This is a genomic window from Sporosarcina sp. NCCP-2222 (assembly GCF_023168145.1).
Classification (GTDB): domain Bacteria; phylum Bacillota; class Bacilli; order Bacillales_A; family Planococcaceae; genus Sporosarcina.
On sequence record NZ_BQYK01000001.1, the window covers coordinates 188,361 to 209,217 of the forward strand.

Annotated in this window: 33 protein-coding genes; 9 read left to right on the plus strand and 24 right to left on the minus strand. The window is 41.6% G+C overall.

What is annotated here, in order from left to right; all coding sequences use genetic code 11:
• Positions 1-153 precede the first annotated feature (153 nt).
• The 14 genes from NCCP2222_RS01065 to NCCP2222_RS01130 all read right to left on the minus strand — a co-directional run bounded on the left by NCCP2222_RS01065 (position 154) and on the right by NCCP2222_RS01130 (position 7,041).
• Positions 154-303 (minus strand): hypothetical protein, encoded by a 150-nt coding sequence (locus NCCP2222_RS01065; RefSeq protein WP_248508791.1) that lies wholly within the window; start codon positions 301-303, stop codon positions 154-156.
• Positions 296-520 (minus strand): hypothetical protein, encoded by a 225-nt coding sequence (locus NCCP2222_RS01070; protein WP_248508793.1) that lies wholly within the window; start codon positions 518-520, stop codon positions 296-298. The genes NCCP2222_RS01065 and NCCP2222_RS01070 overlap by 8 nt, the downstream gene beginning before the upstream one ends.
• Before the next feature lie 11 nt (positions 521-531).
• Positions 532-1,431 carry an ATP-binding protein gene (locus NCCP2222_RS01075; protein ID WP_248509755.1) on the minus strand — a complete coding sequence of 300 codons (900 nt, stop codon included), beginning with the start codon at positions 1,429-1,431 and terminating at the stop codon, positions 532-534.
• On the minus strand, positions 1,316-2,296 hold the full coding sequence (locus NCCP2222_RS01080) for a Lin1244/Lin1753 domain-containing protein (protein ID WP_248508795.1): 981 nt from the start codon (positions 2,294-2,296) through the stop codon (positions 1,316-1,318). The genes NCCP2222_RS01075 and NCCP2222_RS01080 overlap by 116 nt, the downstream gene beginning before the upstream one ends.
• A 39-nt stretch (positions 2,297-2,335) precedes the next feature.
• Positions 2,336-3,142 (minus strand): PD-(D/E)XK nuclease-like domain-containing protein, encoded by an 807-nt coding sequence (locus NCCP2222_RS01085; RefSeq protein WP_248508797.1) that lies wholly within the window; start codon positions 3,140-3,142, stop codon positions 2,336-2,338.
• Positions 3,090-4,013 (minus strand): hypothetical protein, encoded by a 924-nt coding sequence (locus NCCP2222_RS01090; RefSeq protein WP_248508799.1) that lies wholly within the window; start codon positions 4,011-4,013, stop codon positions 3,090-3,092. The genes NCCP2222_RS01085 and NCCP2222_RS01090 overlap by 53 nt, the downstream gene beginning before the upstream one ends.
• Before the next feature lie 100 nt (positions 4,014-4,113).
• The gene (locus NCCP2222_RS01095; RefSeq protein ID WP_248508801.1) at positions 4,114-4,359 is read right to left on the minus strand and encodes a YqaI family protein; all 246 of its coding nucleotides are present in this window, start codon (positions 4,357-4,359) and stop codon (positions 4,114-4,116) included.
• Positions 4,359-4,538: a hypothetical protein gene (locus NCCP2222_RS01100; protein ID WP_248508803.1), complete on the minus strand. Its 180-nt coding sequence runs from the start codon at positions 4,536-4,538 to the stop codon at positions 4,359-4,361. Before NCCP2222_RS01100 ends, NCCP2222_RS01095 begins: the two co-directional genes overlap by 1 nt.
• A complete protein-coding gene (locus tag NCCP2222_RS01105; protein WP_248508805.1) occupies positions 4,531-4,701 on the minus strand; it encodes a hypothetical protein in 171 nt (56 codons plus the stop codon). Before NCCP2222_RS01105 ends, NCCP2222_RS01100 begins: the two co-directional genes overlap by 8 nt.
• Positions 4,702-4,996: 295 nt before the next feature.
• Entirely contained in the window at positions 4,997-5,275 is a 279-nt protein-coding gene (locus tag NCCP2222_RS01110) for a hypothetical protein (protein ID WP_248508807.1), read from the minus strand.
• Complete coding sequence (locus tag NCCP2222_RS01115) at positions 5,272-5,556, minus strand: helix-turn-helix domain-containing protein (RefSeq protein WP_248508808.1); 285 nt, start codon at positions 5,554-5,556, stop codon at positions 5,272-5,274. The genes NCCP2222_RS01110 and NCCP2222_RS01115 overlap by 4 nt, the downstream gene beginning before the upstream one ends.
• A gap of 139 nt (positions 5,557-5,695) precedes the next feature.
• Positions 5,696-6,364: a Rha family transcriptional regulator gene (locus tag NCCP2222_RS01120; RefSeq protein ID WP_248508809.1), complete on the minus strand. Its 669-nt coding sequence runs from the start codon at positions 6,362-6,364 to the stop codon at positions 5,696-5,698.
• Positions 6,365-6,375: 11 nt separating this feature from the next.
• Positions 6,376-6,666 (minus strand): helix-turn-helix domain-containing protein, encoded by a 291-nt coding sequence (locus tag NCCP2222_RS01125; protein ID WP_248508813.1) that lies wholly within the window; start codon positions 6,664-6,666, stop codon positions 6,376-6,378.
• Positions 6,667-6,816: 150 nt separating this feature from the next.
• Entirely contained in the window at positions 6,817-7,041 is a 225-nt protein-coding gene (locus NCCP2222_RS01130) for a helix-turn-helix transcriptional regulator (RefSeq protein WP_248508815.1), read from the minus strand.
• Positions 7,042-7,200: 159 nt separating this feature from the next.
• Here NCCP2222_RS01130 and NCCP2222_RS01135 point away from each other — a divergent pair, with 159 nt between their 5' ends.
• The 6 genes from NCCP2222_RS01135 (at position 7,201) to NCCP2222_RS01160 (ending at position 11,365) form a co-directional block, all read left to right on the plus strand.
• Complete coding sequence (locus tag NCCP2222_RS01135) at positions 7,201-7,629, plus strand: helix-turn-helix domain-containing protein (protein ID WP_248508817.1); 429 nt, start codon at positions 7,201-7,203, stop codon at positions 7,627-7,629.
• 220 nt (positions 7,630-7,849) lie between these two features.
• A complete protein-coding gene (locus tag NCCP2222_RS01140; protein WP_248508819.1) occupies positions 7,850-8,947 on the plus strand; it encodes a hypothetical protein in 1,098 nt (365 codons plus the stop codon).
• A 14-nt stretch (positions 8,948-8,961) separates the two neighbouring features.
• The gene (locus tag NCCP2222_RS01145; protein ID WP_248508821.1) at positions 8,962-9,543 is read left to right on the plus strand and encodes an ImmA/IrrE family metallo-endopeptidase; all 582 of its coding nucleotides are present in this window, start codon (positions 8,962-8,964) and stop codon (positions 9,541-9,543) included.
• Positions 9,544-9,678: 135 nt separating this feature from the next.
• A complete protein-coding gene (locus tag NCCP2222_RS01150) occupies positions 9,679-10,509 on the plus strand; it encodes a toll/interleukin-1 receptor domain-containing protein (protein ID WP_248508824.1) in 831 nt (276 codons plus the stop codon).
• A gap of 15 nt (positions 10,510-10,524) precedes the next feature.
• Positions 10,525-10,962, plus strand: a complete 438-nt coding sequence (locus tag NCCP2222_RS01155; RefSeq protein WP_248508825.1) for a DUF4231 domain-containing protein — start codon at positions 10,525-10,527, stop codon at positions 10,960-10,962.
• Between the two features lies 1 nt (position 10,963).
• Positions 10,964-11,365 carry a TIR domain-containing protein gene (locus NCCP2222_RS01160; RefSeq protein WP_248508827.1) on the plus strand — a complete coding sequence of 134 codons (402 nt, stop codon included), beginning with the start codon at positions 10,964-10,966 and terminating at the stop codon, positions 11,363-11,365.
• On the opposite strand, the gene NCCP2222_RS01165 is transcribed toward NCCP2222_RS01160, so the two are convergent.
• Positions 11,362-11,553 carry a hypothetical protein gene (locus NCCP2222_RS01165; protein WP_248508829.1) on the minus strand — a complete coding sequence of 64 codons (192 nt, stop codon included), beginning with the start codon at positions 11,551-11,553 and terminating at the stop codon, positions 11,362-11,364. The genes NCCP2222_RS01160 and NCCP2222_RS01165 overlap by 4 nt on opposite strands.
• A 151-nt stretch (positions 11,554-11,704) precedes the next feature.
• Between NCCP2222_RS01165 and NCCP2222_RS01170 the strand changes: the two genes are divergently transcribed.
• Positions 11,705-12,859 (plus strand): tyrosine-type recombinase/integrase, encoded by a 1,155-nt coding sequence (locus NCCP2222_RS01170; RefSeq protein WP_248508831.1) that lies wholly within the window; start codon positions 11,705-11,707, stop codon positions 12,857-12,859.
• On the opposite strand, the gene NCCP2222_RS20835 is transcribed toward NCCP2222_RS01170, so the two are convergent.
• Genes NCCP2222_RS20835 through comGA form a run of 3 tightly spaced genes read right to left on the minus strand, consistent with a single transcriptional unit; the run spans position 12,831 to position 15,068 of the window.
• The gene (locus NCCP2222_RS20835; RefSeq protein ID WP_375709142.1) at positions 12,831-13,037 is read right to left on the minus strand and encodes a prepilin-type N-terminal cleavage/methylation domain-containing protein; all 207 of its coding nucleotides are present in this window, start codon (positions 13,035-13,037) and stop codon (positions 12,831-12,833) included. The genes NCCP2222_RS01170 and NCCP2222_RS20835 overlap by 29 nt on opposite strands.
• The gene (gene comGB, locus NCCP2222_RS01175) at positions 13,024-14,064 is read right to left on the minus strand and encodes a competence type IV pilus assembly protein ComGB (protein WP_248508833.1); all 1,041 of its coding nucleotides are present in this window, start codon (positions 14,062-14,064) and stop codon (positions 13,024-13,026) included. Before comGB ends, NCCP2222_RS20835 begins: the two co-directional genes overlap by 14 nt.
• On the minus strand, positions 14,064-15,068 hold the full coding sequence (gene comGA, locus NCCP2222_RS01180) for a competence type IV pilus ATPase ComGA (protein WP_248508836.1): 1,005 nt from the start codon (positions 15,066-15,068) through the stop codon (positions 14,064-14,066). The genes comGB and comGA overlap by 1 nt, the downstream gene beginning before the upstream one ends.
• 290 nt (positions 15,069-15,358) lie before the next feature.
• Here comGA and NCCP2222_RS01185 point away from each other — a divergent pair, with 290 nt between their 5' ends.
• Entirely contained in the window at positions 15,359-15,604 is a 246-nt protein-coding gene (locus NCCP2222_RS01185; RefSeq protein WP_238081958.1) for a DUF2626 domain-containing protein, read from the plus strand.
• A gap of 50 nt (positions 15,605-15,654) precedes the next feature.
• Here the strand turns inward: NCCP2222_RS01185 and NCCP2222_RS01190 are convergent, their stop codons facing one another.
• The gene (locus tag NCCP2222_RS01190) at positions 15,655-16,293 is read right to left on the minus strand and encodes an MBL fold metallo-hydrolase (protein ID WP_248508839.1); all 639 of its coding nucleotides are present in this window, start codon (positions 16,291-16,293) and stop codon (positions 15,655-15,657) included.
• Between the two features lie 164 nt (positions 16,294-16,457).
• Between NCCP2222_RS01190 and NCCP2222_RS01195 the strand changes: the two genes are divergently transcribed.
• Complete coding sequence (locus NCCP2222_RS01195; protein ID WP_184210157.1) at positions 16,458-16,637, plus strand: DUF2759 domain-containing protein; 180 nt, start codon at positions 16,458-16,460, stop codon at positions 16,635-16,637.
• 57 nt (positions 16,638-16,694) lie between these two features.
• Here the strand turns inward: NCCP2222_RS01195 and NCCP2222_RS01200 are convergent, their stop codons facing one another.
• The 5 genes from NCCP2222_RS01200 to rpmG all read right to left on the minus strand — a co-directional run bounded on the left by NCCP2222_RS01200 (position 16,695) and on the right by rpmG (position 20,857).
• Positions 16,695-17,771: a YqgU-like beta propeller domain-containing protein gene (locus NCCP2222_RS01200; protein ID WP_248508841.1), complete on the minus strand. Its 1,077-nt coding sequence runs from the start codon at positions 17,769-17,771 to the stop codon at positions 16,695-16,697.
• 76 nt (positions 17,772-17,847) lie between these two features.
• Positions 17,848-19,743, minus strand: coding sequence for an LTA synthase family protein (locus NCCP2222_RS01205; protein WP_248508843.1), 1,896 nt, complete (start codon positions 19,741-19,743; stop codon positions 17,848-17,850).
• Positions 19,744-19,882: 139 nt separating this feature from the next.
• Positions 19,883-20,077 carry a YqgQ family protein gene (locus tag NCCP2222_RS01210; RefSeq protein ID WP_375709143.1) on the minus strand — a complete coding sequence of 65 codons (195 nt, stop codon included), beginning with the start codon at positions 20,075-20,077 and terminating at the stop codon, positions 19,883-19,885.
• Entirely contained in the window at positions 20,078-20,647 is a 570-nt protein-coding gene (locus NCCP2222_RS01215; protein ID WP_248508845.1) for a 5-formyltetrahydrofolate cyclo-ligase, read from the minus strand.
• A 60-nt stretch (positions 20,648-20,707) separates the two neighbouring features.
• Positions 20,708-20,857, minus strand: coding sequence for a 50S ribosomal protein L33 (gene rpmG, locus NCCP2222_RS01220; RefSeq protein WP_041075181.1), 150 nt, complete (start codon positions 20,855-20,857; stop codon positions 20,708-20,710).

Genomic DNA, 20,857 nt, shown 5'->3' on the forward strand with positions numbered 1-20,857 from the left:
CCACCCTTGCTGTCGCCAACATGGACAACAACGAATGATAACCTACCTTGGATAAGTCCTCGCCTTTCAATGTTTCATAGATTCCAAGCCTGTTAAGTTCCTGAATCAAATACCCCCGCTCCGTCTCTCTGGACGGATTCACCTTCGCTCCAATCATGCCGATCTCTCCTCAGTCATTTGATTTGCTTTCGCCGCTGCCAAGTTAGCCATGAGCTTGTCCCAGTCTGCTTTAAGCTGCGACTCCGATACTTCCCGTGTCGGTTGAACGTTGTATATGCTGCCGCATTGCATCCATTTAGGCATTGGAATCAGCCTCCTGGAGTACCTTTATCCCTTCCGTCGTCGGAATATAATAAGCTGAATCCGTATCCCATCCAGGCCGTTTAGTTGCATAGCCCTTATCAACCAAGTCATTCCAGCTTGCATTGTCGAAATCGTCATAAAATCGATTGCCGCTATTTACTGCATGACGCATATTCTCAACTTGTACTTTATCCATCAACTTCAATTTTTCACTCATTTCGCATCCTCCTATTCTCCAAATAAAATCTTTTCAAATTCCGCATTTTCCTGTTCTGCTTCTTGATCCCGGATGGATTCTTCCGGCATATAAATTTCCATAGCCATCTTGTTGATTCGCTTGTTCACCCGGCCGCCCGGATAGATATTTTCTAGGTCCTGAATCGTCACGTTCGATGTGAGGATCGTCGGCTTTTTATTTTCCATCCGATAGTCCATGACATCGTAGATGACGCCCTCTTCAAAGCTTGTAGCGCCTTTCAAAGCCAGATCATCGACGATTAGCAATTCGACCTTTCGGAACGTCGCTACCACATCGGATGCATTCGTTTCTTTAGAGCCGAATGTCTTCTTCACCTGACTAATCAAATCCGCCGACTTGATAAAAGCGATGTCTGCTCCGTATTGCTTGATCAGTGCGTTTGCAATACTGGATGCCAGCCGAGTCTTCCCTGAGCCTTTCACACGGCTATACAGATACAATCCTTTGCCGTGTTCCTTCATGATTGGATAGTTCTCAACGAAATTGACTGCTGCTATCTTGGCAACTTCGGCTATATTCCGATCTTCATCGGACGTGTAAAGCGAAGTATCAAAAGAGTGGACAGTAGCCCGGCTGAAGATTGGTGGGATACCGGACAAGTCTAGCTTTTTATCAATTTCACGCTGCTTCTGCTGTTGCTGATAGCAATCGCATTCCTTTTTGCACTCGTCCATAACGTTCTTTTCATGACGCTTTGACCAATCCTTGATCCAGATAAACCCCGAGCCATCGCATTTACCCATGGGGCATTTGTCAGAAGGAACAGTTAGTATTTCGATTGGATCCAATGCCAGCGAGTTTCTGGCGTCGTTCATTCGCTGCATTAATCTTGGATTGGATTCCATCATCTTCTGCAATACTTGTCCTATTTGCTCCATAACCGGCAGCCTCCCTTTCGTTCGCGGCTTCATGAGCCTCTACATCTCTCGCTGTTTTCAAATTCCTGCTTTTCCAATTCCGCAGTATCCCATTCAGGTAATTAATCAACTTTTTGGGTCTGGCTTCTACGGATTTTTTAAGAGCCAGTAATACGAGTTCTGAATTATTCTCGTCAACCATGTGCTGAAATTCTTCAGCGAAGTGAGGAATAATCGGTCCTACGTTTTTTTCATAAAATCTGATGATCTCTCCAAAACCTAAATCTACGACGACAGACGATCGATTAATTTTTCTAGGAGTTTCAGGAAGAGGAGTTTCTGCAACATCTGTTTCCGCTGCATGTTGTTGTTTACTTTCCTCTTCTTTACTTTCCTTTACTTTATTTTGTGTACTTTCTGCATCATTTCCATCGACTACTTCTCCGTTAATGTCTACATTTACTCGGTTAATGTTCGCATTAACTATTTTGGAGTCATTAATTAACATATATTGGTTGACCAGCGTGATGTTCTTGCGTCGTTTACTGGCTTCGAAGTACCGTTCTTGGATGCCATTCGAAGTCAAAATCTTGTATTTCTCAAAGAGCTTTTCGTCGAACAGCCCATACTTAATGCAGTCATTTACTATGTCATTCAGTAGGTTAATGTCTACATTTACTCTTCTGGCGAATAGTAATTGCTCCATTTCGGTCCAGTCGTAGTAGTAGCCTTCCTTGTATATTCGCATCAATAATTTGATCACTACTGCAAATCCAGTTGTTCCATGCAAGGCTTCGACCAGCTGGATCTTGTCATCCTGGTCGATGTCCACGTCTAACGGAAAGTAGTCAAGGCCCAGCTTTTGTGGTCTCGCCATTACAAATTCCTCCTTTTATTTAAGAGAGGGGTTGCCCCCTCATACCAATTCTCCAATCTCCACAGTGTCTTTCAGCTGCTTTGTCTTTCTGCAATAAGCGCATTTCTCACATCTGGAAGGAGCAGTTTTTCCTGCTTTTAATTCAATATACCGATCCATCATGTGCTCCACAAAATCCAATTCAAACTGGAACCGGCTGTCGTCAAAGTGCAGTACCGCTTTATCCGGTGGATCCTCTTTCGTGACTGCCACAATATACGGGGAATAGTAAGCTCCCGTGTTCTGATGGATGATTTCTCGATACATGGCCATCTGCAACACATAATCCCACGCCTCTACAAAGGATACGTACTTCTGATACTTGTCCGACCAGAAGCGTTGCTTGAGGCTCCTGGTGGTCTTTAAATCAGTGAAGGTGTTGCGAGAATGATTGATAGAATCAATCTTGCATTTCCATGGGACACCGAATAATTCAGCAGTGAGAATGATCTCCTTCTCACCTTCCATAGCAAACATGGCGAATTTGTCGTTCTTGATCGTTTCGATCATCAGGTCAGCCAGCTCGAAGTCTGCGTATTTTCCACCGCCGCGCTTTTTGAAGATGACGTCTGAATTTTCTTCATTGATTGTCCGAAAGGCTTCATCACTTTCAAAGGCAGCGTGTGTATAGGAGCCAACCAACAACGCATTACCATATGATTCCTCAAACTCCTCGTTAATCTTGGCGAGCGCCTTTGATTCACACTCCATGAAATCTTTGAACTGGGAAACCGAGAAGTACTCCCGGTTCGCCTCAGAAGAGTGGTAATTCGTCTGCGTCAGTTGCAGGGGCTTCGCCAGCGTCATCTGTCTTCACCTCTTCTGCATCTTTTTTGGATTCTTTCTTCTCACCAGCTTTCGGTTCTTTTTTACCTTCATCCTTGAAGGATTCAGCCAAACCGCTTGTCTGTTTTTTCTTGGCATCTTTATCGAACCAATCATCAACCTTGCTCATTCCGTCCTTCAGTGAATTGAAAATTTGGACCAAATCAATCAGATCGCGCTCTGTAAACGCATCTATGTTATATCCGAATCTTTTTTCGATTTGATCTTGTGTCACCCGATGTTGTTCTTTAAAGCCTTCCAGCGCTCTTGCTAAACGGTCTTTTAGCGGACTTTTGTTTGCACCAGATAACGTTCTGTTACATTCCTCAACCGCCCGGTCAACGATATCGCCGGGAATAATGCCTAGAATGCAAGCCCTTAATCTTCGCGCACCATTGTTAGCGACCATTTCATAAATATCTCTCGGATCAGTAAGCTTGGTAGCGCCGTTTCTTGTGTGTCTTATATGGGGAACGTAAAACACTTTCTCTTGCCTAACGTTCGTCTCTAAGTCCCACGCATAAGCCAAAGCGACCGATTCACCGTTTTTCTGTTCTAATTCTTTGATTCCGAAAGATAAGTTGCCCCAGTTTTGGGCTAGCACCTCAGCCAATCTGATGGATGGACCTTCAACGCTCGTGCCGCCGCGTGGATATCTATAAACGGCAGCTTGCGCTAGAGCGGGGCGCTTACAGTTATCTAAAATGCGTTGTTCGGACTGAAACACATTTCGCGGAAACTGACGGGCCATGAAAATTTGCCCTTTTACCTCTTCCATTTCGCGTGATGCAGTAGCTTGTCCAAGAACATTACCTTGTTGGTTTTGTTGGTATTGCATTGATAATTCACTCACTAGAATCCCTCCTATTGATTTGTGGGGAGGTACTTATGTATAATGGAAACGTATATTACTCATAAGTACCTCACAGATCCGCTGCCCTACAGCGGGTCTTTTATTTTGCTTCGTAAAACACTGCACCTACGACTTCCTGCAAATAATCCCGAATGTTATCTTCCAGCACGACATGGCCGCTATCCGTGGTGATATATTTGTCACCTTTTAAAATTTCTGAACCGAAGTAATCTTCGACAGGATGATTAGTGATGGGAAAGTTCGTATCCCGGTATCTCTCATAATCCAGATAATCAATATGGGGATATCCTGTCGCCATTGCTGTCAAAATATCTGGATGGTCCATCAGATCGCCTCCTCGTAATGAATGATTTCAGCAGATTTACGGACTGAGTACACGCTAACAGTTGGATACTGCTCGACGAACTGTGTCACTGCTGCCAGTACATCATCCTTTGCTGTGTAAACGGTGTAGGGATTTTCCTCACCCATTGAGCGAATTTCCCATTGAAATGACTTAGCCAATCGATTCACCGCCCTTTTTAACTAACCTCGGCTCCCAATCCTTAATGACTGGCGCCAACTTGACCTGACACTTGCCGCAGAACGTCCGGTTCTCGATCCAAGCGTAGTAGACGATTTCGCCCGGTCGGAAATCCCGTTCACACTCACCACACATGTTACTCAATGCCTTTTTCACCTTATCTTCCTCCTTTTGATCCGCGGCAGCATTAGATACAGGAGAACGAAATATGGTGCCGCAATAATTAATGCTTGAAACTTATCTTGCAATGTAAGCAACTTCCCATCCCCTTTCCGATGGATTGAATCCCATCAAGAAGCCCATGAGTTTGCCGTGGGGTAGATTACGGAGGATGGTTGTAATCGCTTCTACCTCTCATGGACTTCTTGACAGGAGCCAAGGCCCCTGTGGTATAGTTGGTTCAATAACATTTCCGTTCAGCCGATTTGACGCTACAACGTCAGTCGGTTTTTTTGTGTCCAAAAACTACTACTTGAGCGTTCACTCCCTGACACATTAACTTCGCTACTAAGAACTCCATTTTTTCTTCATCGGATTTTTTGTTCTTGAGCACCCGCACTTTTTGCATTACTCCATATAAATGCGCCGATCTAGTTGTTGCTTCATTAACGTTGTCCGTCCATATGGCCCGTTCTATTTCAGCAATTTGTTGTAGTGCCATTGTTTTTAACTCCAAGACTTCTTCAATGTCCTCTGACTTGTAATCTTCCAATCTCATATAAAGCCTCCTAATTTGATAAATCCAATAATACCTGTCCCCATCGTCGCCAAAATATTTGCGAGGATCGTAACTCCTTCCACTCCTGCCATATAAGCAACCAAAACATCTTGTGAATTGGTAACTGTTGCCCACCTGTGGAATACAGAAATCAATGGTTCCTTATAGTCGTTCTCATACTTTGATATGTCTGATTGATTGACGTTTAACTGAAACGCCATTTCTTCCTGATTCCAACCTTTCCTTTCACGACATGCTCTTAATATTGCGCCGTATTTCATTCCATCACCCCCTTATTCCGAATTGGAATACTCATTCATTGAGGGCTGTTGTACTCTTTAGATGTAGACCTCCAAAACCTCCGCAACAACAACCACCGACAAGACCTCTCACCAGCCGGGGTCCCTCCCCCGGCCCTCATTACGCCGCTCGTCTTGGTATCCATGCCTCGACATACCAAATGGCCGCTTGTAGATCCTGCCTCCGAACATCTTTGTATGAAGCAACTCCAAACCGATCTTTAATTTCACGGTATAGCTCCCGAAATAGTTTTGGCCTTACCTGGTCATCTCCGCACAAAGCATAAACCCTTGTTGCAACCGCTTTTTGCAGTCTTCGTTGCATGCCATAATCCAATGTCAATTGGTTTTCCAGTTTGTCTTGCAACTCCTCAACCTTGCCTTTGATCTCTTCAACCTCTTGTGCTGTCTCTAGCGTTAGTTGCATGGAAGCCATAAGCTGTTCTTTTGGTGTCAGCCTCTTCGGTGTATGTAACTCCTTCTCCATTTCTTCAAAGCGTGTGACATACTCAGCAGTGAACAGGACACCCTTCTCACCTGTCATCTTGTTGGCTACCATGTCGCAACCCTTCCGAGTAATTAAGAAGCACGGCCTTACCTCTTTCTTGGCATCCTGATAAGTGTGTGGAATGAAGAAATCTAACGAGCGCAATCCTGCGCCGGTTAAAATTCCGATGTAATTCCGGATAGTACGAAGCAATTCTTTGTGCTGCTGCTCTACCATTTCAGCTACTAATCTACTCTCCGTGACAAGTTGACCATCCATTGAAATAACCTTGAGTTGATTCATTGAACATCCTCCTAACTTCCAAAGTGATAAACCAAATCGTAATTGCTCCGAATCTTAATCCACTCCAGCAACTGATCTGTCACGATCTTTGCGTGACCAAAATCATGCGTGACTGGAAATCCCTGAATTTTAGAGGCACGGTAAACTGTTGTATAACTAACCCCAAGCAAGTCGGCCGCCTCTTGTATTGATAGTAAGATTGGTAGTTGGCGCTCTCGCAATGCTTCGCCTACTGCTTTTTTCACCTCATTACTGATGATTTCTTGTAATTCTGCTGCATTTACTAGAGTGACACCTGACACTCTTCTCCCTCCCTCTTCGTCTCTCACACCCACCAACAAGTTCCCGACGACATGGCGTTACCTATTGGCGCGGCTCACTTCTTAATGGATAGGTTGTGGCCTGCTCCGCTCGTTCGGAGGCTTGTTGCTGGGTGTGAGGATTGCATTTAATTAAATTGCACTTTCTGCAATTTCGTCATCAAAAAAATATTCAACGGGCTTTTTAAAAAAGGATGCTATAGCATGAATTTCTTCTGCCGTAAAAGATTGAACGCCAGATTCTTTTCGATGATATGGATAAAGATTGCTCAAACCAATGATACCGGCCATGTCGCCCTGAGACAGCTTGTGTTTATTTCGCAATCTCTTGATTTTATTTAAGTTCACTTTCTTCATTATCAGCGCTCCTTTCTTGCAATTTCTGCAATTGATTAATTTAAGTATATATTGCAATATATGCAATGTCAACTATTAGTTTGCATTATACGCAATTTATATTTGCAATTAATGCAAAAGTGATATATTGGAAGTAATAGTGGTGTGGAGGTCTTATATGTGACTGAAAATGTATTAGGTAAAAGAATGAAATCACTTAGAGAAAGAAGAAACTTGAAGCAAAATGTCGTATCTGAAAAATTAGGCGTCAGCCCCTATCAACTTTCCAGATATGAGAGTGGAAAAACAAAGCCCGATCCTGAGATGATCGCCAGCATTGCAAAATACTATGATGTCACTACCGATTACCTCTTGGGAGCTTCAAACACCCCACGACCGATTGTGGTAGCCGGTCAAGAAATCAATCTAACATCAGAAGAACTTGAACTCTTCAACGAACTAAAAAAACACCCGATCATGCTGCATGACTTGGCATCTGATCCAGAACGCAAGGTAAAAGAACTTATCAAGCTATATAAGATGAAGAAAATGTTTTTGGAAGATGACGATGAAGATCTCGGAGATGGTTTTGGCACGTTGAAAGATTAATTTTTTTTACTAATAAGTAATAATATGCAAAGTGAAAAAGGTAAGTAATTTTCGTTTTTTCACCTTCTATGAATGTTGAATCCATTGTGTTTTCAATTAATAAATAACAATAAACAATATCCGCGGTGATAAATCCGCGTTTATTTTTAACATTTCAGTAGTAATATTTCACTAAGTTGTATTCATGAGACAAATTAATTAGTTGGAAGGTGATTATTTGTTGGCAGTTTTATCATTCCTGTTGTTGACTGCAGGTATTGTGTTGTTTGTAGTCTTTTCTATCCTTTGGTTAGTAAAATTAATTCTCAAAGCACCCTTTTCAAAAAAGAAATACGTTATCTATACATCTTCTTCTTTTGCTCTTATTATTTTTTCTATAATTCTAGGCGTTTCAACATCTGAGCCATCAAAAAACTCAGATGTTGAACGAAAACTCACTCAAAAACAAGATACTGCTGCGGCAAAATCAGTTGTAGACGAGAAAGAGAAAGCAAAGATTAAAGAACATGAGAAGAAAAAAGCTGAACAAGAAAAACAGCTTGAAGAAGAAAAGAAAAAAGAAGATGAGAAGAAAAAAGCTGAAGCAAAAAAGAAAGAAGAAGCTAACAAGAAACTTAAGGATCAACTTAACATAAAAGGTACATTAAAAGCCAAGGCTGAAAAAGGAAAAATTACTGTAACAATTGATACCAATATACCTGACGGTGGTTTGCTTGAAGTATCAATAATTGACGGAAATTTTAACATCCGTAGTGGATTCATTAAAGTGAAAGATGGACGAGCAGAAGTATCGTTTGATATACCGTCTGATTGGAAGCCTGCCCATTTTGCAGCTAGTACTATGTTCCGTTTCAATCTTGATGATCACCCGCAACCTGAGTCTATTAAGAATATTTATGGTGACACAGGTGAAAATATGGTTGGCGACTTGACTTCCGAAAACCACTTAGGTGGTAAGAATGCAGTTTTTAAAACTGTCACGGTTGCCTACCCAAGTGAAGACGCAATTGCAAAAGCACAATCCGAAGCTTTTGATGATGTCATTAATGAAATGAAAGAAATTAGTAATGGAGTAATTGTAGACATTACACCTAAATATGGAGAATGGGACATAGTTGACGTTGTAGTCAGTGACAGCTGGTACTACTCCAAAGAATATGAGAAAGAAAGATTTGCTGAACAAATCGGCGAGATGGTAATGACAATGGTTAACAATTCCGGCAAGTATGATGGGGTTGTGTCGGTATATTTTGTTGACATCTATGGATCTGATCTAGCAACTCCTAAAATGTTAGGTGGTTGGAAGATAAAAAAGTAAGGCAGTGATTTTTTTTGCAACTACGACACCAACACAATGACTACTGGGAAGAGCGTGCCGAAAAGGTACTCTCCCACTTTTCATATATATACCCGGATGATATTAACATCTACGACATTTGCTGGCGATATGGAATCCGGATATTGCCGCTTGACCGCCCCTTCTTGGAACATTATAAAGTTGAGCTGGTTGAAGGATTGAAAGCCTTCTCTATTCCCAGCAATAAGGGTGGGCGTCGAGGATTTATCTTTATCAGGGAGGGATTGAATGAAATTGAGAAGAAGCTGCTCATTGCAGAGGAGTTTTGCCATCTGTATGCGCACCACTCCCCTCAATTGAGCGTGGACAAGTATGTATTGGCTAAGAATGAGCAGCAGGCTAAGCGGATGTCTGCTTACTTGTTAATGCCCCAACGGTTTATGGGACAAGTATACGCCGACTCGATAGACGAGGCTGTGCTGATCAGTGATATAGCAGACTACTTTTTGGTGACCGAAGAATTTGCGAATTATCGAATGGAATTAATTTTTAATCATAAAGTTGATGGTCTCTTGGCTTATAAAGGTAGAGTTGGAACGATTGAATGGATGAAATAATTAGTTGTAATTATGAGAATAAGATGAAATAGTATAGGATTTTCAAATTGTATCTTAGGTCTTGTATCCACTGCAAACAATAATAGGGCAGCAATAGAATTCGCACTAATTTTAAATAATGGAGGAATTTGAAAAATGGTCATACAAGAATTTGTTTTTCAAGGGGATTATGGTTACAGGGATAGTTATTTACCGCTGTTTAAAGATCTTTTGAATGAATATGGTAATGACTCACTTACTGGGTTTACCTTTTATGTTAATAATATCCCCTATAAACTTGAACTTTATTTTTCATTTGTATTTGAAAATTCAATTGAGGCAATTAGGGATTTGAAAGAAAGATGCCAACTTTCCGGCCTCTGGCACTCTCCAAACATCACGATATCAACATTATTAAATGAAGCTAAAAATAGGCGTTTTGATATAATTTCATCCGTCACATTTGAAGATTTTTCACTCATCTACTCCGGTGCTTTCGCTATTCCTATTAAACAAGAATTCTACGATAAAGGATATAATTGGCATAATAAATTAAATGGAAAATCCCAAATATTTATCAGTTACTCACACAAACAAAAAAAGGATGTTTTCGATTTAATATCAATGATAAATAGGTTAGGCCCATCAGTATGGGTAGACGAACAACAAATAGATTTTGGTGAAAATATTTTACAATCTGTTACTAAGGGGATAAATGACTGCCCTATGTCGATAGTTTGGATTACCAATGATTTTATTAATTCTAAATTTCCGTTACATGAATTATCCACATTATTACATAAGAATATTATGGAAGATACTCGTGTGATTTGTATAGTTGATTTTGATGTAGATATTCTCAACTTACGCGAAAAAGGTTTCCAAATTGATACTATTAAGTTCCATAAAAGAGTAAAAGATGAAACAGTTGCTGATACATTTAATGGCATAAAGACTTCAATTTCGAATTATTTAAATATCTGGTAGAAAGGAGCAGCTTATTTGCAAGAGGAAGAGTACATTAGCTCAAGAGTAGATGAACAAATTAATTGGTATGACAAGAAAAGTATTTCGCACAAAAAAGTCTATAAAGGTTGGAAAATAACACAAATTATCATTTCTGCTTCTATACCTTTTGTTGTTGGATATGTTGAAAACTTAAGCTTTTTAGCCGTTGTAGTTGGGCTGATGGGTGTTGTAATTACTTGTATAGAAGGCGTTTTAACACTCGGCAAGTATCATGAAAATTGGATTGAGTATCGAAGTATTTGCGAGACTCTAAGACACGAAAAGTATATGTATTTAACTAGGACAGGCGTTTATAAAAACAAAGGTTCTTTTACAAATTTGGTCGAACGTGTTGAAAGTGTTATTTCACAAGAAAATGTTAACTGGGCTGCGTTGAATTACGAGGATAACAAAAAAAATGGAGGTAATTAGAATGGCGAAAAAAATATTTATCAGTTATCATAGCGACATTGAAGGTACTAATCACAAAAATCTATTGGCTGCATGGTCTAAGAACGATAATGGTCACTTCGATATCAAATTCGATGATACTTCCGTTGGTGTTTCAATAAATTCCTCAAATGCAATATATATAAAAACGGTTATTAAAAACAAGATGGCTGATAGCGCCGTAATAATATTTTTAGTAGGAGAAAATATGCATAAAAGTGAATGGTGTAAATGGGAAATCGATAAAGCGGTTGAATTAAAGAAAAAAATAGTGGCCGTGAAAATTAAAAGCACTTACACCACCCCGATAAACTTGTATGGTATTGGTGCGACTTGGGCAATGTCATTCACTTATGACGCAATAAAAAAAGCGATTGACGGTTAATCAATCGCTTCATAAGTTGCTAAAAATATTTCAGGCTTTACGGGGTATTGTTCTCCCTTTATGCCAGTAACAATCCAATCTCCTACTTCAGCTTTCATCGTACCTTCTAGTGTTTCAATGAATGCAATTTCATCTGTACGGTAAGCTGATACGACTATAGGTTTCTTTCTAAATTGTTTAGTAGTCAATGGGCACCAGCCTCTCTTCATTAGATCTCACTACACCCATTTTAACACAAATAAATATAAAGAATAAAATATCAAGATAGCCTTGAAAAAGGCTTTTCTTTTAATCATTAAAAGAACATACGTTTCTGTAAGAACGAAAGGAGAAATAATTATGTATTGCCGAACATTAGACAATGGTAAATGGGTATGCACTGTGGACGCTACACCTAACCCGTTAACAGGAGAGCGCCGACAAGTAACACGACGTGGTGCTACAAAAAAGGAAGCGATGAGACGCGCTCAAAAAGCAGCAGATGAATTATCGAAAGAACGACAAACGGCCAAGAGAACTGTTTTAGAGGTGTATGATGAATGGCTGAGTGTTTATAAAGAAACTGTCAAAGCTTCGTCTGTCAAAACTAGAATGGTAGCTCTTAAATCGTTTATCGATAAGCATGGTAAACACTTAATAGGTAAACTGGAGATCAATGATATACAAAAGTACTTGATTGAGCGACGCGATACTGGAATCTCTAACCATCACCTGGCTGGTACTCGCACAGCGCTAAATTTAATGTTTGATTTTGCTGTAAAAAATGACTACGTCGAAAAAAATATTGTGAAGGATACTGTGGTTCCTAAAGCTAACAAGAAGTCGCAGCTCCTTATCAATGCCAAGAAAAAATATCTTGAGAAGGACGAGATCCAGAACTTCTTAGCTGGGGTAAAATCCTCTGGAAGAAGGAACGCTTATCCAATTGCTCTCACAATGCTCTCTACAGGCTTGAGAGTCGGCGAGGTGCTTGCACTCACATGGAATGATATCGACGTGGAAAGACGTGAATTGGTGGTAAATAAGACGTTGTTTGAGAAGGCTGCGGATGAAGGTGGTTTTGAATTTGTGCCTCCTAAGACAGAGGACTCCAATCGGACGGTATCGTTTAACCAGAAGTTAGCAGAAGAATTAAAGAGAAGGAAAGTGCAATACAACAAAGAAAAGCTGATCGGCTTGCGAGATCCGAATTCAGAGTGGTGCGATTTAGTCTTTACGGGGAGAAATCAGCAACCTGTTCGAGCTGTCACCATCGGTAGCGTGTTTAATGCCATCTACAAAGCGTACGGCATTAAAGATGTAAGTGGTACACATATTTTGCGACACACGCATATTACGATGCTTGTGGAGGCTGGTGTGGACTTGCCTGTCATTATGGAGAGAGTTGGACACTCGAATATTAATATAACCTTAGAAATTTATACGCACGTCACGAAAAAGATGCAGCAGCAAAGCGACGATAAAATTAATGAGTATTTCCGCCAATTTGTCTAAACCAAAAATAAATGTGGTTTTTGTGTGATTTTCTCCGAGGCTCAACTGCTAATTGCCCCCTACCAATACTGTAGTTGAGCCATTCATAGTTTTGTAGGTTTGAAATGATCATCATTTCTATCAAAGTAAATCCTTTTTCATTGGAAAACAAAACTGATTCCTCCTCACATCGTTTCAATCATTCCGTACACCGGCAACAATATCGCCAGGTATGCGAGCAAAATGCAAATGGCAAGTAGCGTAAATAAGAGAGGCTGGATGACGGCCAGCCATTTTGAGATGTCTGATTCCAGCGTTTCGAATGCGTGGGCACTGTAGAGGATTAATTCCTCCGCAAGATGGCCGGTGTCTGATCCATGCTTTGCAAAAGATGCCAAATTAGACTCTAGCCCGTCAGTCAAAAGGACAGCCTGTTCGAACGGGATGCCCTGTATAAGATACTGCTTTAATTTGCTTGCCATTTCCGCAATCAATCCGTCTAATCGCTGGTTTTCCAATATGGCCAACGCCTCCTGGATCGGCAGGCCACTCCTTAGCAACGAGCCAATCTCTCCGGTCAATTCGGATGTTTTCGTTTTCTGCAAAAATGAACCTATCACCGGGATTCTTACCAGTTTCCGAATTTTCTCCCCCGGTGTCAGTTTGGCATACCATTTTTTAACGATGAAAAGCCCAACAGTCATCCCGGTAAAAGAAAGGAGCAGCACATCTGGAATTTTGCCGACTATGAGCGGCAGGAGTGAAGTAAAACTCATTTCTGCTTGTCGTGTTTGTGCTAAGGCTTGAAAATTTGGAAGGAAAAACTGTCTAAACAGTAGAAGAAGGAAAGCCATAAAGATGAAAAGAAAAGCAGGATACATTAATATCCGTTTTAATCTTTTATCCCGTAATTCCTTCAACTCCAATCGCCTGGCCAGTTCTATAAGAGAGATAATTAAGGTTCCATCCACTTCGGACATCGCAACCGGCAAAAGCACAGTGCGTTTAAAGCCGATCGCTTCCAGCACCTGGGTCACAGTCAGTCCAGACCGAAAGGCATTCTCTGCTACGATCAAGATTGGTTCATAATCACGAACATAATGAGGAAGCAGAATGACGATACTGTCGTGGAACGTATATCCCTGATTTAATAATTCCGCCAAACGCCGTAAAAAGGCAGCTTGGTTCTCAAGCACTGTCTCTTTTCTACGGAATCTCCATTTCATTAGGACCGTTTCACGAATGGTTTGCCTGGTTCGTAATTCAAAAAAACATTTTCACTTTCTGTGGGTCTCACCATTCTTCCTCCTCTCCCTACATATTCTTTGATTCGTTCCAACTGTTCAGCGTCCATGATGTCAAATCGGGCAGTCAAAGAATGCTCCGCTGTTTCAATTAATCGCTGTGAGGAAATGCAAACGACGGTTTGTCTCAATTCTTCTAGAGATACACCGAAATCCAACATTCGATAGAAGCAGCCGACGGCATCTTTGGCATGGACTGACGTGACGACTAAATGGCCGGTCAATGCCGCTTGGACAGCTGTTTTCGCAGTCTCGGCATCACGAATTTCACCAATCATGATGACATCTGGCGAATGACGAAGTATAGCGCGCAAACCAGCAGCATACGTCATGCCTGCCTGTTCGTTCACTTGGATTTGCAGCAAATGGGAATGATTGTTTTCGACTGGGTCTTCTAATGTGATGACATGGCGTTGCAATACATTGACACAATGTGCCAGAAGGGAATAGATAGTTGTCGTTTTGCCGCTCCCCGTCGGACCGGTCACCATAACGAGGCCCTGCTCATTTGAAACTGCATGTCGCAACTGGTCAGCCCATTTTCGTTCTTTACACAAGTAGTCAATTGGAACGATGCGATCATGCTTCTGCAAGCGGATAACGACACTTTCTTTGAGATGTATGGATGGAATGGTTGATATTCGGAACGAGAAGTTTTCATTGTTGAATTGTTTATGGAATGAACCGCTTTGAGGTTTTCGCCGATTACTAATATCGAGCGAAGAGAGGTATTTGTAAAAAGAAATCATACGGGCCGCTAATTGGAGGGGAAGTGTACCGGTCCGCTTCAGTTTTACGCCAAGTTTGAAAGCTACTTCATATTCATCATCGTGGGGTACGAGATGAATATCTGTCACGTCTTGTCCAATGGCCGTTTCCAACAGAAGAAAGCACTTCTTTTCAATCATATTTTGCTGGTTATCCATTCAACACCCCTCTTTCAATGACGAAAGATCGCTTTCCGTCTCACAATCAGTATACATGTCTTCCAAGGATTAGGGAATGATATTTGGCAAACTCGAATTATCAAGGGCTGAAATCGCCCAAAACGAAGTTTTCAGAGGCTCTTTAGGCGCAAATCCCGATTTTCGCACAACATAGCAGAATACACCATTTTGTCACAATGCCATTCGATATAAGTTTACATTTGCAGAGAGTATCCTTTATAATGATGGTGAGATCATTGTATTGTTTTACGTTAAGGAGGGACGCACGTATGGATAACATGTTCAAACTATGTGGTTTCTGGACAGGGGTATTCGCAGTTATGTTCTTTGTAGGCGGCATGTTGCCTGCATCGCTCATCTTCGTCGCTAGTACGATTTTCTTCCTGTTGCTTGGATACTTGAATCTTACTGAGCGTATGTATATGTACATGTTCGGGGCTTACTTGATGATTTTCATGGTCGGATTCAGCTATTATGCTACTTTCATTCACGTACCAGGTGCCGGCCACGAATGAGCGCGTAAAAAAACAGCCAAATGGCTGTTTTTTTTATTTCTTATTTCACCTTACTCGAAACCATGCAAGAATGGATTGGTATCTTCCTCTTCACCCGGCGACGTATACGATCCGTGTCCTGGAAACAGGAAACAATCCGGATCCAACGTCAGTATTTTCGAATGAATGGAGTCCAGGAGCGTTTTTGTATCGCCACCTGGTAGATCGGTGCGTCCTATGCTCCGCTGAAACAGTGTATCCCCTACAATTGCAAACCGTTCCTCCGGGAATGAATAAAGCACACTGCCAGGCGAATGTCCAGGCACATGGCGGATTTCCATCGTAAACGATCCGACACGCAGCTCTCCCTCTTCACTAAGCAAGCGATCCGCTGGTCGATTAACAATACGCGGAAGACCTGGATAGCGCGCAGAACCGTTTAGTGTTGGATCATTCATCCATGCCGCCTCTGCTTTATGAAGGTACACGGGAATATTATAATGTTCTCTTATGTCATCCACTGCGCCAATATGGTCGAAATGGGCATGTGTCAGCAAAATCGCAATCGGTGTCAGCTTGGCGTCTTGAAGGATTTTTACAATTTTCTCTGCTTCTTCACCTGGATCGAACAGCAAGCATTCCTTTTTATCATTTTCAATAATATAGCAATTCGTCTGAATAGGACCTAACGGATACGTATGTACTTTCATGAATAAATTCCTCCTCTTAAAATCATATTACTCAAGTTGGGGACCGAGTTCAAACAATCGTCATGAATTAACCTCGACAAAAATCATAATAGCCAGTACAATAGAAAGGGAATATTGTGCTAATCGGCATTCATTTTTTCTTGTTTGAAAGGAGTGTCTACTACATGAACATTTTAATGGTTATTTTTGGTCTTGTTGCTATTTTGGCAGTGGTCGGTACAGTCCAAGGCTTCAAAGAACGCAATATTTTAAGCATTGTTTTCAATTTGGCCGCAGTTGTCATCTTCGGTGCCTTCACCGTTGCGACAATCGTTTACCAAGGTTATCCGCCGAAACTTCATTAATCATCCGAACGATTTGACGGGTACGAAAAAACATCCTTCTTCGCTGAAGGATGTTTTTTATTGTTCCAACCACTTAGTCAATTCCTTCTTCGCAAGATCTAATACGTCCTCTCCCTCATAGCCGGTCAGGCAGTAGGTCCCTGCTGGAGAACAGTGTAGTGGGCCATCAGGTACATCTTCCATCAATACATTGACTTGGCCTCTTCGGATATCTGCCAACTGGAAGGGCGCGGTCATTTCATCCAGCTTTCCACCGGCCGTGGGGACCTTCATTCGAACTTCATCGGCAGACAGCCAGTCCATCTCCGGCATGACAAGACCTGAAAAACTGGATACCGCAGGCATTTCGACTTTCCCCACCAGCTCGCCTTCTCCATTTCTCATTTCCAGCAAGACCTTCTCCTCCTCACCCGGCTGCATCGTTAGGAGTGAATCAAAATACGTTTCAAATTGGACAACGCCCGAAATTCCTGTAGCGGAAATTTCTTCCGTCTTGATATGGTAGGCAGAAACTGCTCCATTTCCACCCAAAGTTAAGAGCTGTTCTGTCCCGAGCCACTTTGGAAATGGATCCTCCAGTGATATTGAGGTCATCTCTTCTTCGTGTCCATCAAAATAAAATAGGTCAAATGACCAATCATCGTGAAAAGCTGTTAATAGGACAAGTTTTTCATCGATATCGTTCCATTCAATCGACAGTTCCTTTGAATCAATCGTCAACTGATGAAGGACGGTTCCATCCAGCGCAATAATTTTGACTGTCGCAGAATCCGAATCATCGCTCGTATGTATGAGAAGGTATTTTTTGGAGGGATGGACAAGTACGTCATTGATAAAAGAATCTTCCCGGTCAATCAACTCACTCTTCCCTGTTAACCGATTAAAACTTTTGATCGCATATGTATTCTCTTCTTGCTCAACATAGACAATTTCCCTATCCGACAGCCAGTCCACAACATACTGGAAATGCCCAGGCTGGACCTGCAATGTCTGCAAGGTGTCTTCTGCCGTTTGATCCGTCTCGTTTGGCAGTTCCGTCTCTGCATCCGTCTGCACATCAGGCGGTCCTTCCTTACTAGTGCATCCCGTTAGAACGAGTCCAAGAATAATAAGCGGGATGAATTTTTTTATCAAGACTCTTCCTCCTCCCTTCCGCGAATTGGTAAAAAAAATCTGCACGGCATGAGTCCGTGCAGATCATAAACAATACTTACTTATCGTTCAACCGCTTCTTCTCTTGGCCATCTTCGGTGAATCGCAGCAAGTCTCCATTAATAATCAAGTCGGAATATCCGAGTTCAGTCGTGGCCCGCTTGATATACGGCTCACATACCGATTCATCCGTTGGCTCTCCAGTCTTGACATCGTAGCAAACTTCATGCGCATAAACCGCATCGTCTGTTACAAAACGGCCATCACGGAAAATGACGAACGGTTCATGGTCTTTCGAGAAAACGTCTGCTCCCATTTGCATATCTTCTTTTGTATCAATGCCAATCAGATGCAGAATAGTTGGCCGTAAATCCAATTGACCCGCCAACTCATCCATTACTTCTCCTTTACCGTAGCCAGGAATATGGACGAACATCGGCACTTTTTGCAATTCCGCATTGTCAAATGGTGTAAGCTCTTTATCCAAGTACATACCCATCGCTTTATTATGGTTTTCTGAAATACCATAGTGGTCACCATACATGATAATGATGGAGTTGTCGTAAAGTCCGCTCTGCTTCAAATCATCGAAGAACGTCTTCACCGCTTCATCCATGTAACGAACCGATTGGAAGTATTTGTTTAATGTGTTCGAATTCGAATCATATGCCGGAATCAGCATATCTTCTTCATCCAAATCGAATGGATGGTGATTCGTCAGTGTAATCATTCTCGTTGCGAAAGGCTGCGGCATATCTTTCATAATTTCGACCGATTGATCGAAGAACGGGATGTCTTTCATACCCCAGTTAACCGCTTGACCTTCCCCGATCTGATAACTTTCGACGTCATAGAATTTTTGAATACCAAGGGCCTGGTACATAATATCACGGTTCCAAAAACTGCGGTTATTCGCATGCATGACACTCGTGAAGTACCCATTCTGGCCAAGTCGTTCGGATAATGAGTTAAACGTATTGCCGCTATTCGTAAAGAAAACGGCTCCGCCATTGCGGCCATACAGAGAGTTTTCCAAAATAAATTCGGAATCTGATGTTTTCCCAAGACCTGTCTGGTGATAGAAGTTATTAAAATAGAACGTATCCGGATCCTTCGTCAATTCATTGAGGAAAGGCGTCACAACATGCCCGTTCATTTCATTATTAATCACAAAGTTTTGCAAGGATTCGAGCGAAACAATAATGACATTACGGCCTTTTGCAACGCCGAACATGTCAGGGTTTGGCTCTGCATAATTAGCATTAATATAGTTGGCTACTTCAGTCAGTTCACTGCCATCCGCCAAAGCACGTTCCGCATGTGTTTTGGATTGAATAAACAAATCGTAAAGATGGTAGTTATAGGTACCAATGTTTTTCACCAGCAGCTCGCGATCGAAGCTTCTTGTCAACAGTTGAGGTCGTTGCGCTTCTGACAGGCCTAGGTTAACCATCAGCACGGTAGCGGCTACAACAAAATACAATTTCCTGCCGATTTTGCGTCCAGAAGACAGAGAAACTGTGTCTCGCACCTTCATAAACTTGATAGCCAAGAGGACGATGATCACATCACTAAAGAAAAAGATATCCGTCCAATGAAGATTCGCTGTAACGGAGGAAGACAAATCACCAAAGTTGCTCGTTTGAAATAATAATGGCAATGTTATGAAATCACTAAAGAAACGATAAAATACAGCATTGGCGAACATAAGAATCGAGGTGATCAAGCTGACTGAAAAGATATAGATGTTCCGTTTCTTCCTGCTCTTCATGAAAAGCGCAATTCCGTAAATGAATAAAAGAAAACTGAGCGGGTTCATGAAAAGTATGAACTCTTGCATAACATTGTCAATCGACATATTAAAGCTTGTATGGTAACCAAAATAGGTTGTAATCCACGTTGCAACGATAGCAATAAGGAGTACGGAATGTTTGGGCCAGGTTGCTTTTTTCATTCTTTCTCTTCCTTTCTAGCCTTGTTAAATCTAATGTACTCATCCAACCATTTGTACTAGCACTGTCTATATAGACGGAATACATTCCAAAAAGTTTCATTTTCGAACAAGAAACTTCCAATTGTTTTATGGAAATATATCATTTGTTCCGTAATTCAGCCCGTAAGATCAGTATAGCTTTCAAGTAATCTTCTTTCATAATCAAACCGTTATCATGCAGTTCTTTCAGTTCAGCCGTCATCATTTCCAGATCAGACTGCGAATCGCCTGTATAAATGAACGTGCCGAATCGTTTCAGAAATTGTAAAACATCATAATAGCTTTTCATATTCATTCACGACCTCACAGAGCTGATAATGCCTTCTTCGGTAATAATGGTATCGACAGGAATGTCATGAGATTCCACCGGAATGCGCTTTCCTGTCTGGCATGCAAAAGCCAATGAAACAAGATCTCCTGCAAACTCCTGCAAATAGCGGTCATAGTAACCGCCGCCAAATCCGATTCGGTACCCCTCATTTGAGAATACGACGCCCGGCACAATCTGGAGATCTATATTTGAACGATCGACTGCAATTGTCTGCTCGACGATCGGTTCCTTCAAATTCATGTAAACCGTCTCTAAACAATCAAACGATGTGATTTCCCTGAAGTCCATCTCTCTTGTAGACGGCAAGCATCTTGGCACAACAATTCGTTTTCCCAAGCGCCATCCCTCTTCTATAATCGGTCTCGTATCCACTTCCGGAAAACGAGAAAGTGTCACACCAATTGTATGGGCACGTGCAAAATAATCCGATTCAATGAACCTCTTGCAAATGGCAGCAGACTTTTTTTCGTACACAGTCCGCTCCATCTCTTTTAATAGGCTCATGACCTCTTTTCGAGCAACCGACTTACCCATTATCTTATTCCCCCATTTCGAAATAAAAAACCAAAACCCGTGAAGGTTTTGGCATGAGCATTATTTCGTTTCACGGTGCAAAGTTTGTTTCTTGTCACGTGAGCAATATTTTTTCATTTCAAGGCGTTCCGGATTGTTACGCTTGTTTTTCTTCGAAATATAATTACGCTCTCCACATTCAGTGCAAGCAAGTGTAATATTTACGCGCAT

Excerpts from the sequence above, each read along its gene's own strand:
- NCCP2222_RS01065 (WP_248508791.1), bottom strand. The coding sequence starts at position 303 with ATGCCTAAATGGATGCAATGCGGCAGCATATACAACGTTCAACCGACA.
- NCCP2222_RS01070 (WP_248508793.1), bottom strand. The coding sequence starts at position 520 with ATGAGTGAAAAATTGAAGTTGATGGATAAAGTACAAGTTGAGAATATG.
- NCCP2222_RS01080 (WP_248508795.1), bottom strand. The coding sequence starts at position 2,296 with ATGGCGAGACCACAAAAGCTGGGCCTTGACTACTTTCCGTTAGACGTG.
- NCCP2222_RS01085 (WP_248508797.1), bottom strand. The coding sequence starts at position 3,142 with ATGACGCTGGCGAAGCCCCTGCAACTGACGCAGACGAATTACCACTCT.
- NCCP2222_RS01095 (WP_248508801.1), bottom strand. The coding sequence starts at position 4,359 with ATGGACCATCCAGATATTTTGACAGCAATGGCGACAGGATATCCCCAT.
- NCCP2222_RS01110 (WP_248508807.1), bottom strand. The coding sequence starts at position 5,275 with ATGAGATTGGAAGATTACAAGTCAGAGGACATTGAAGAAGTCTTGGAG.
- NCCP2222_RS01115 (WP_248508808.1), bottom strand. The coding sequence starts at position 5,556 with ATGAAATACGGCGCAATATTAAGAGCATGTCGTGAAAGGAAAGGTTGG.
- NCCP2222_RS01120 (WP_248508809.1), bottom strand. The coding sequence starts at position 6,364 with ATGAATCAACTCAAGGTTATTTCAATGGATGGTCAACTTGTCACGGAG.
- NCCP2222_RS01130 (WP_248508815.1), bottom strand. The coding sequence starts at position 7,041 with ATGAAGAAAGTGAACTTAAATAAAATCAAGAGATTGCGAAATAAACAC.
- NCCP2222_RS01150 (WP_248508824.1), top strand. The coding sequence starts at position 9,679 with ATGGTCATACAAGAATTTGTTTTTCAAGGGGATTATGGTTACAGGGAT.
- NCCP2222_RS01160 (WP_248508827.1), top strand. The coding sequence starts at position 10,964 with ATGGCGAAAAAAATATTTATCAGTTATCATAGCGACATTGAAGGTACT.
- NCCP2222_RS01170 (WP_248508831.1), top strand. The coding sequence starts at position 11,705 with ATGTATTGCCGAACATTAGACAATGGTAAATGGGTATGCACTGTGGAC.
- comGB (WP_248508833.1), bottom strand. The coding sequence starts at position 14,064 with ATGAAATGGAGATTCCGTAGAAAAGAGACAGTGCTTGAGAACCAAGCT.
- comGA (WP_248508836.1), bottom strand. The coding sequence starts at position 15,068 with ATGGATAACCAGCAAAATATGATTGAAAAGAAGTGCTTTCTTCTGTTG.
- NCCP2222_RS01185 (WP_238081958.1), top strand. The coding sequence starts at position 15,359 with ATGGATAACATGTTCAAACTATGTGGTTTCTGGACAGGGGTATTCGCA.
- NCCP2222_RS01190 (WP_248508839.1), bottom strand. The coding sequence starts at position 16,293 with ATGAAAGTACATACGTATCCGTTAGGTCCTATTCAGACGAATTGCTAT.
- NCCP2222_RS01195 (WP_184210157.1), top strand. The coding sequence starts at position 16,458 with ATGAACATTTTAATGGTTATTTTTGGTCTTGTTGCTATTTTGGCAGTG.
- NCCP2222_RS01205 (WP_248508843.1), bottom strand. The coding sequence starts at position 19,743 with ATGAAAAAAGCAACCTGGCCCAAACATTCCGTACTCCTTATTGCTATC.
- NCCP2222_RS01210 (WP_375709143.1), bottom strand. The coding sequence starts at position 20,077 with ATGAATATGAAAAGCTATTATGATGTTTTACAATTTCTGAAACGATTC.
- NCCP2222_RS01215 (WP_248508845.1), bottom strand. The coding sequence starts at position 20,647 with ATGGGTAAGTCGGTTGCTCGAAAAGAGGTCATGAGCCTATTAAAAGAG.
- rpmG (WP_041075181.1), bottom strand. The coding sequence starts at position 20,857 with ATGCGCGTAAATATTACACTTGCTTGCACTGAATGTGGAGAGCGTAAT.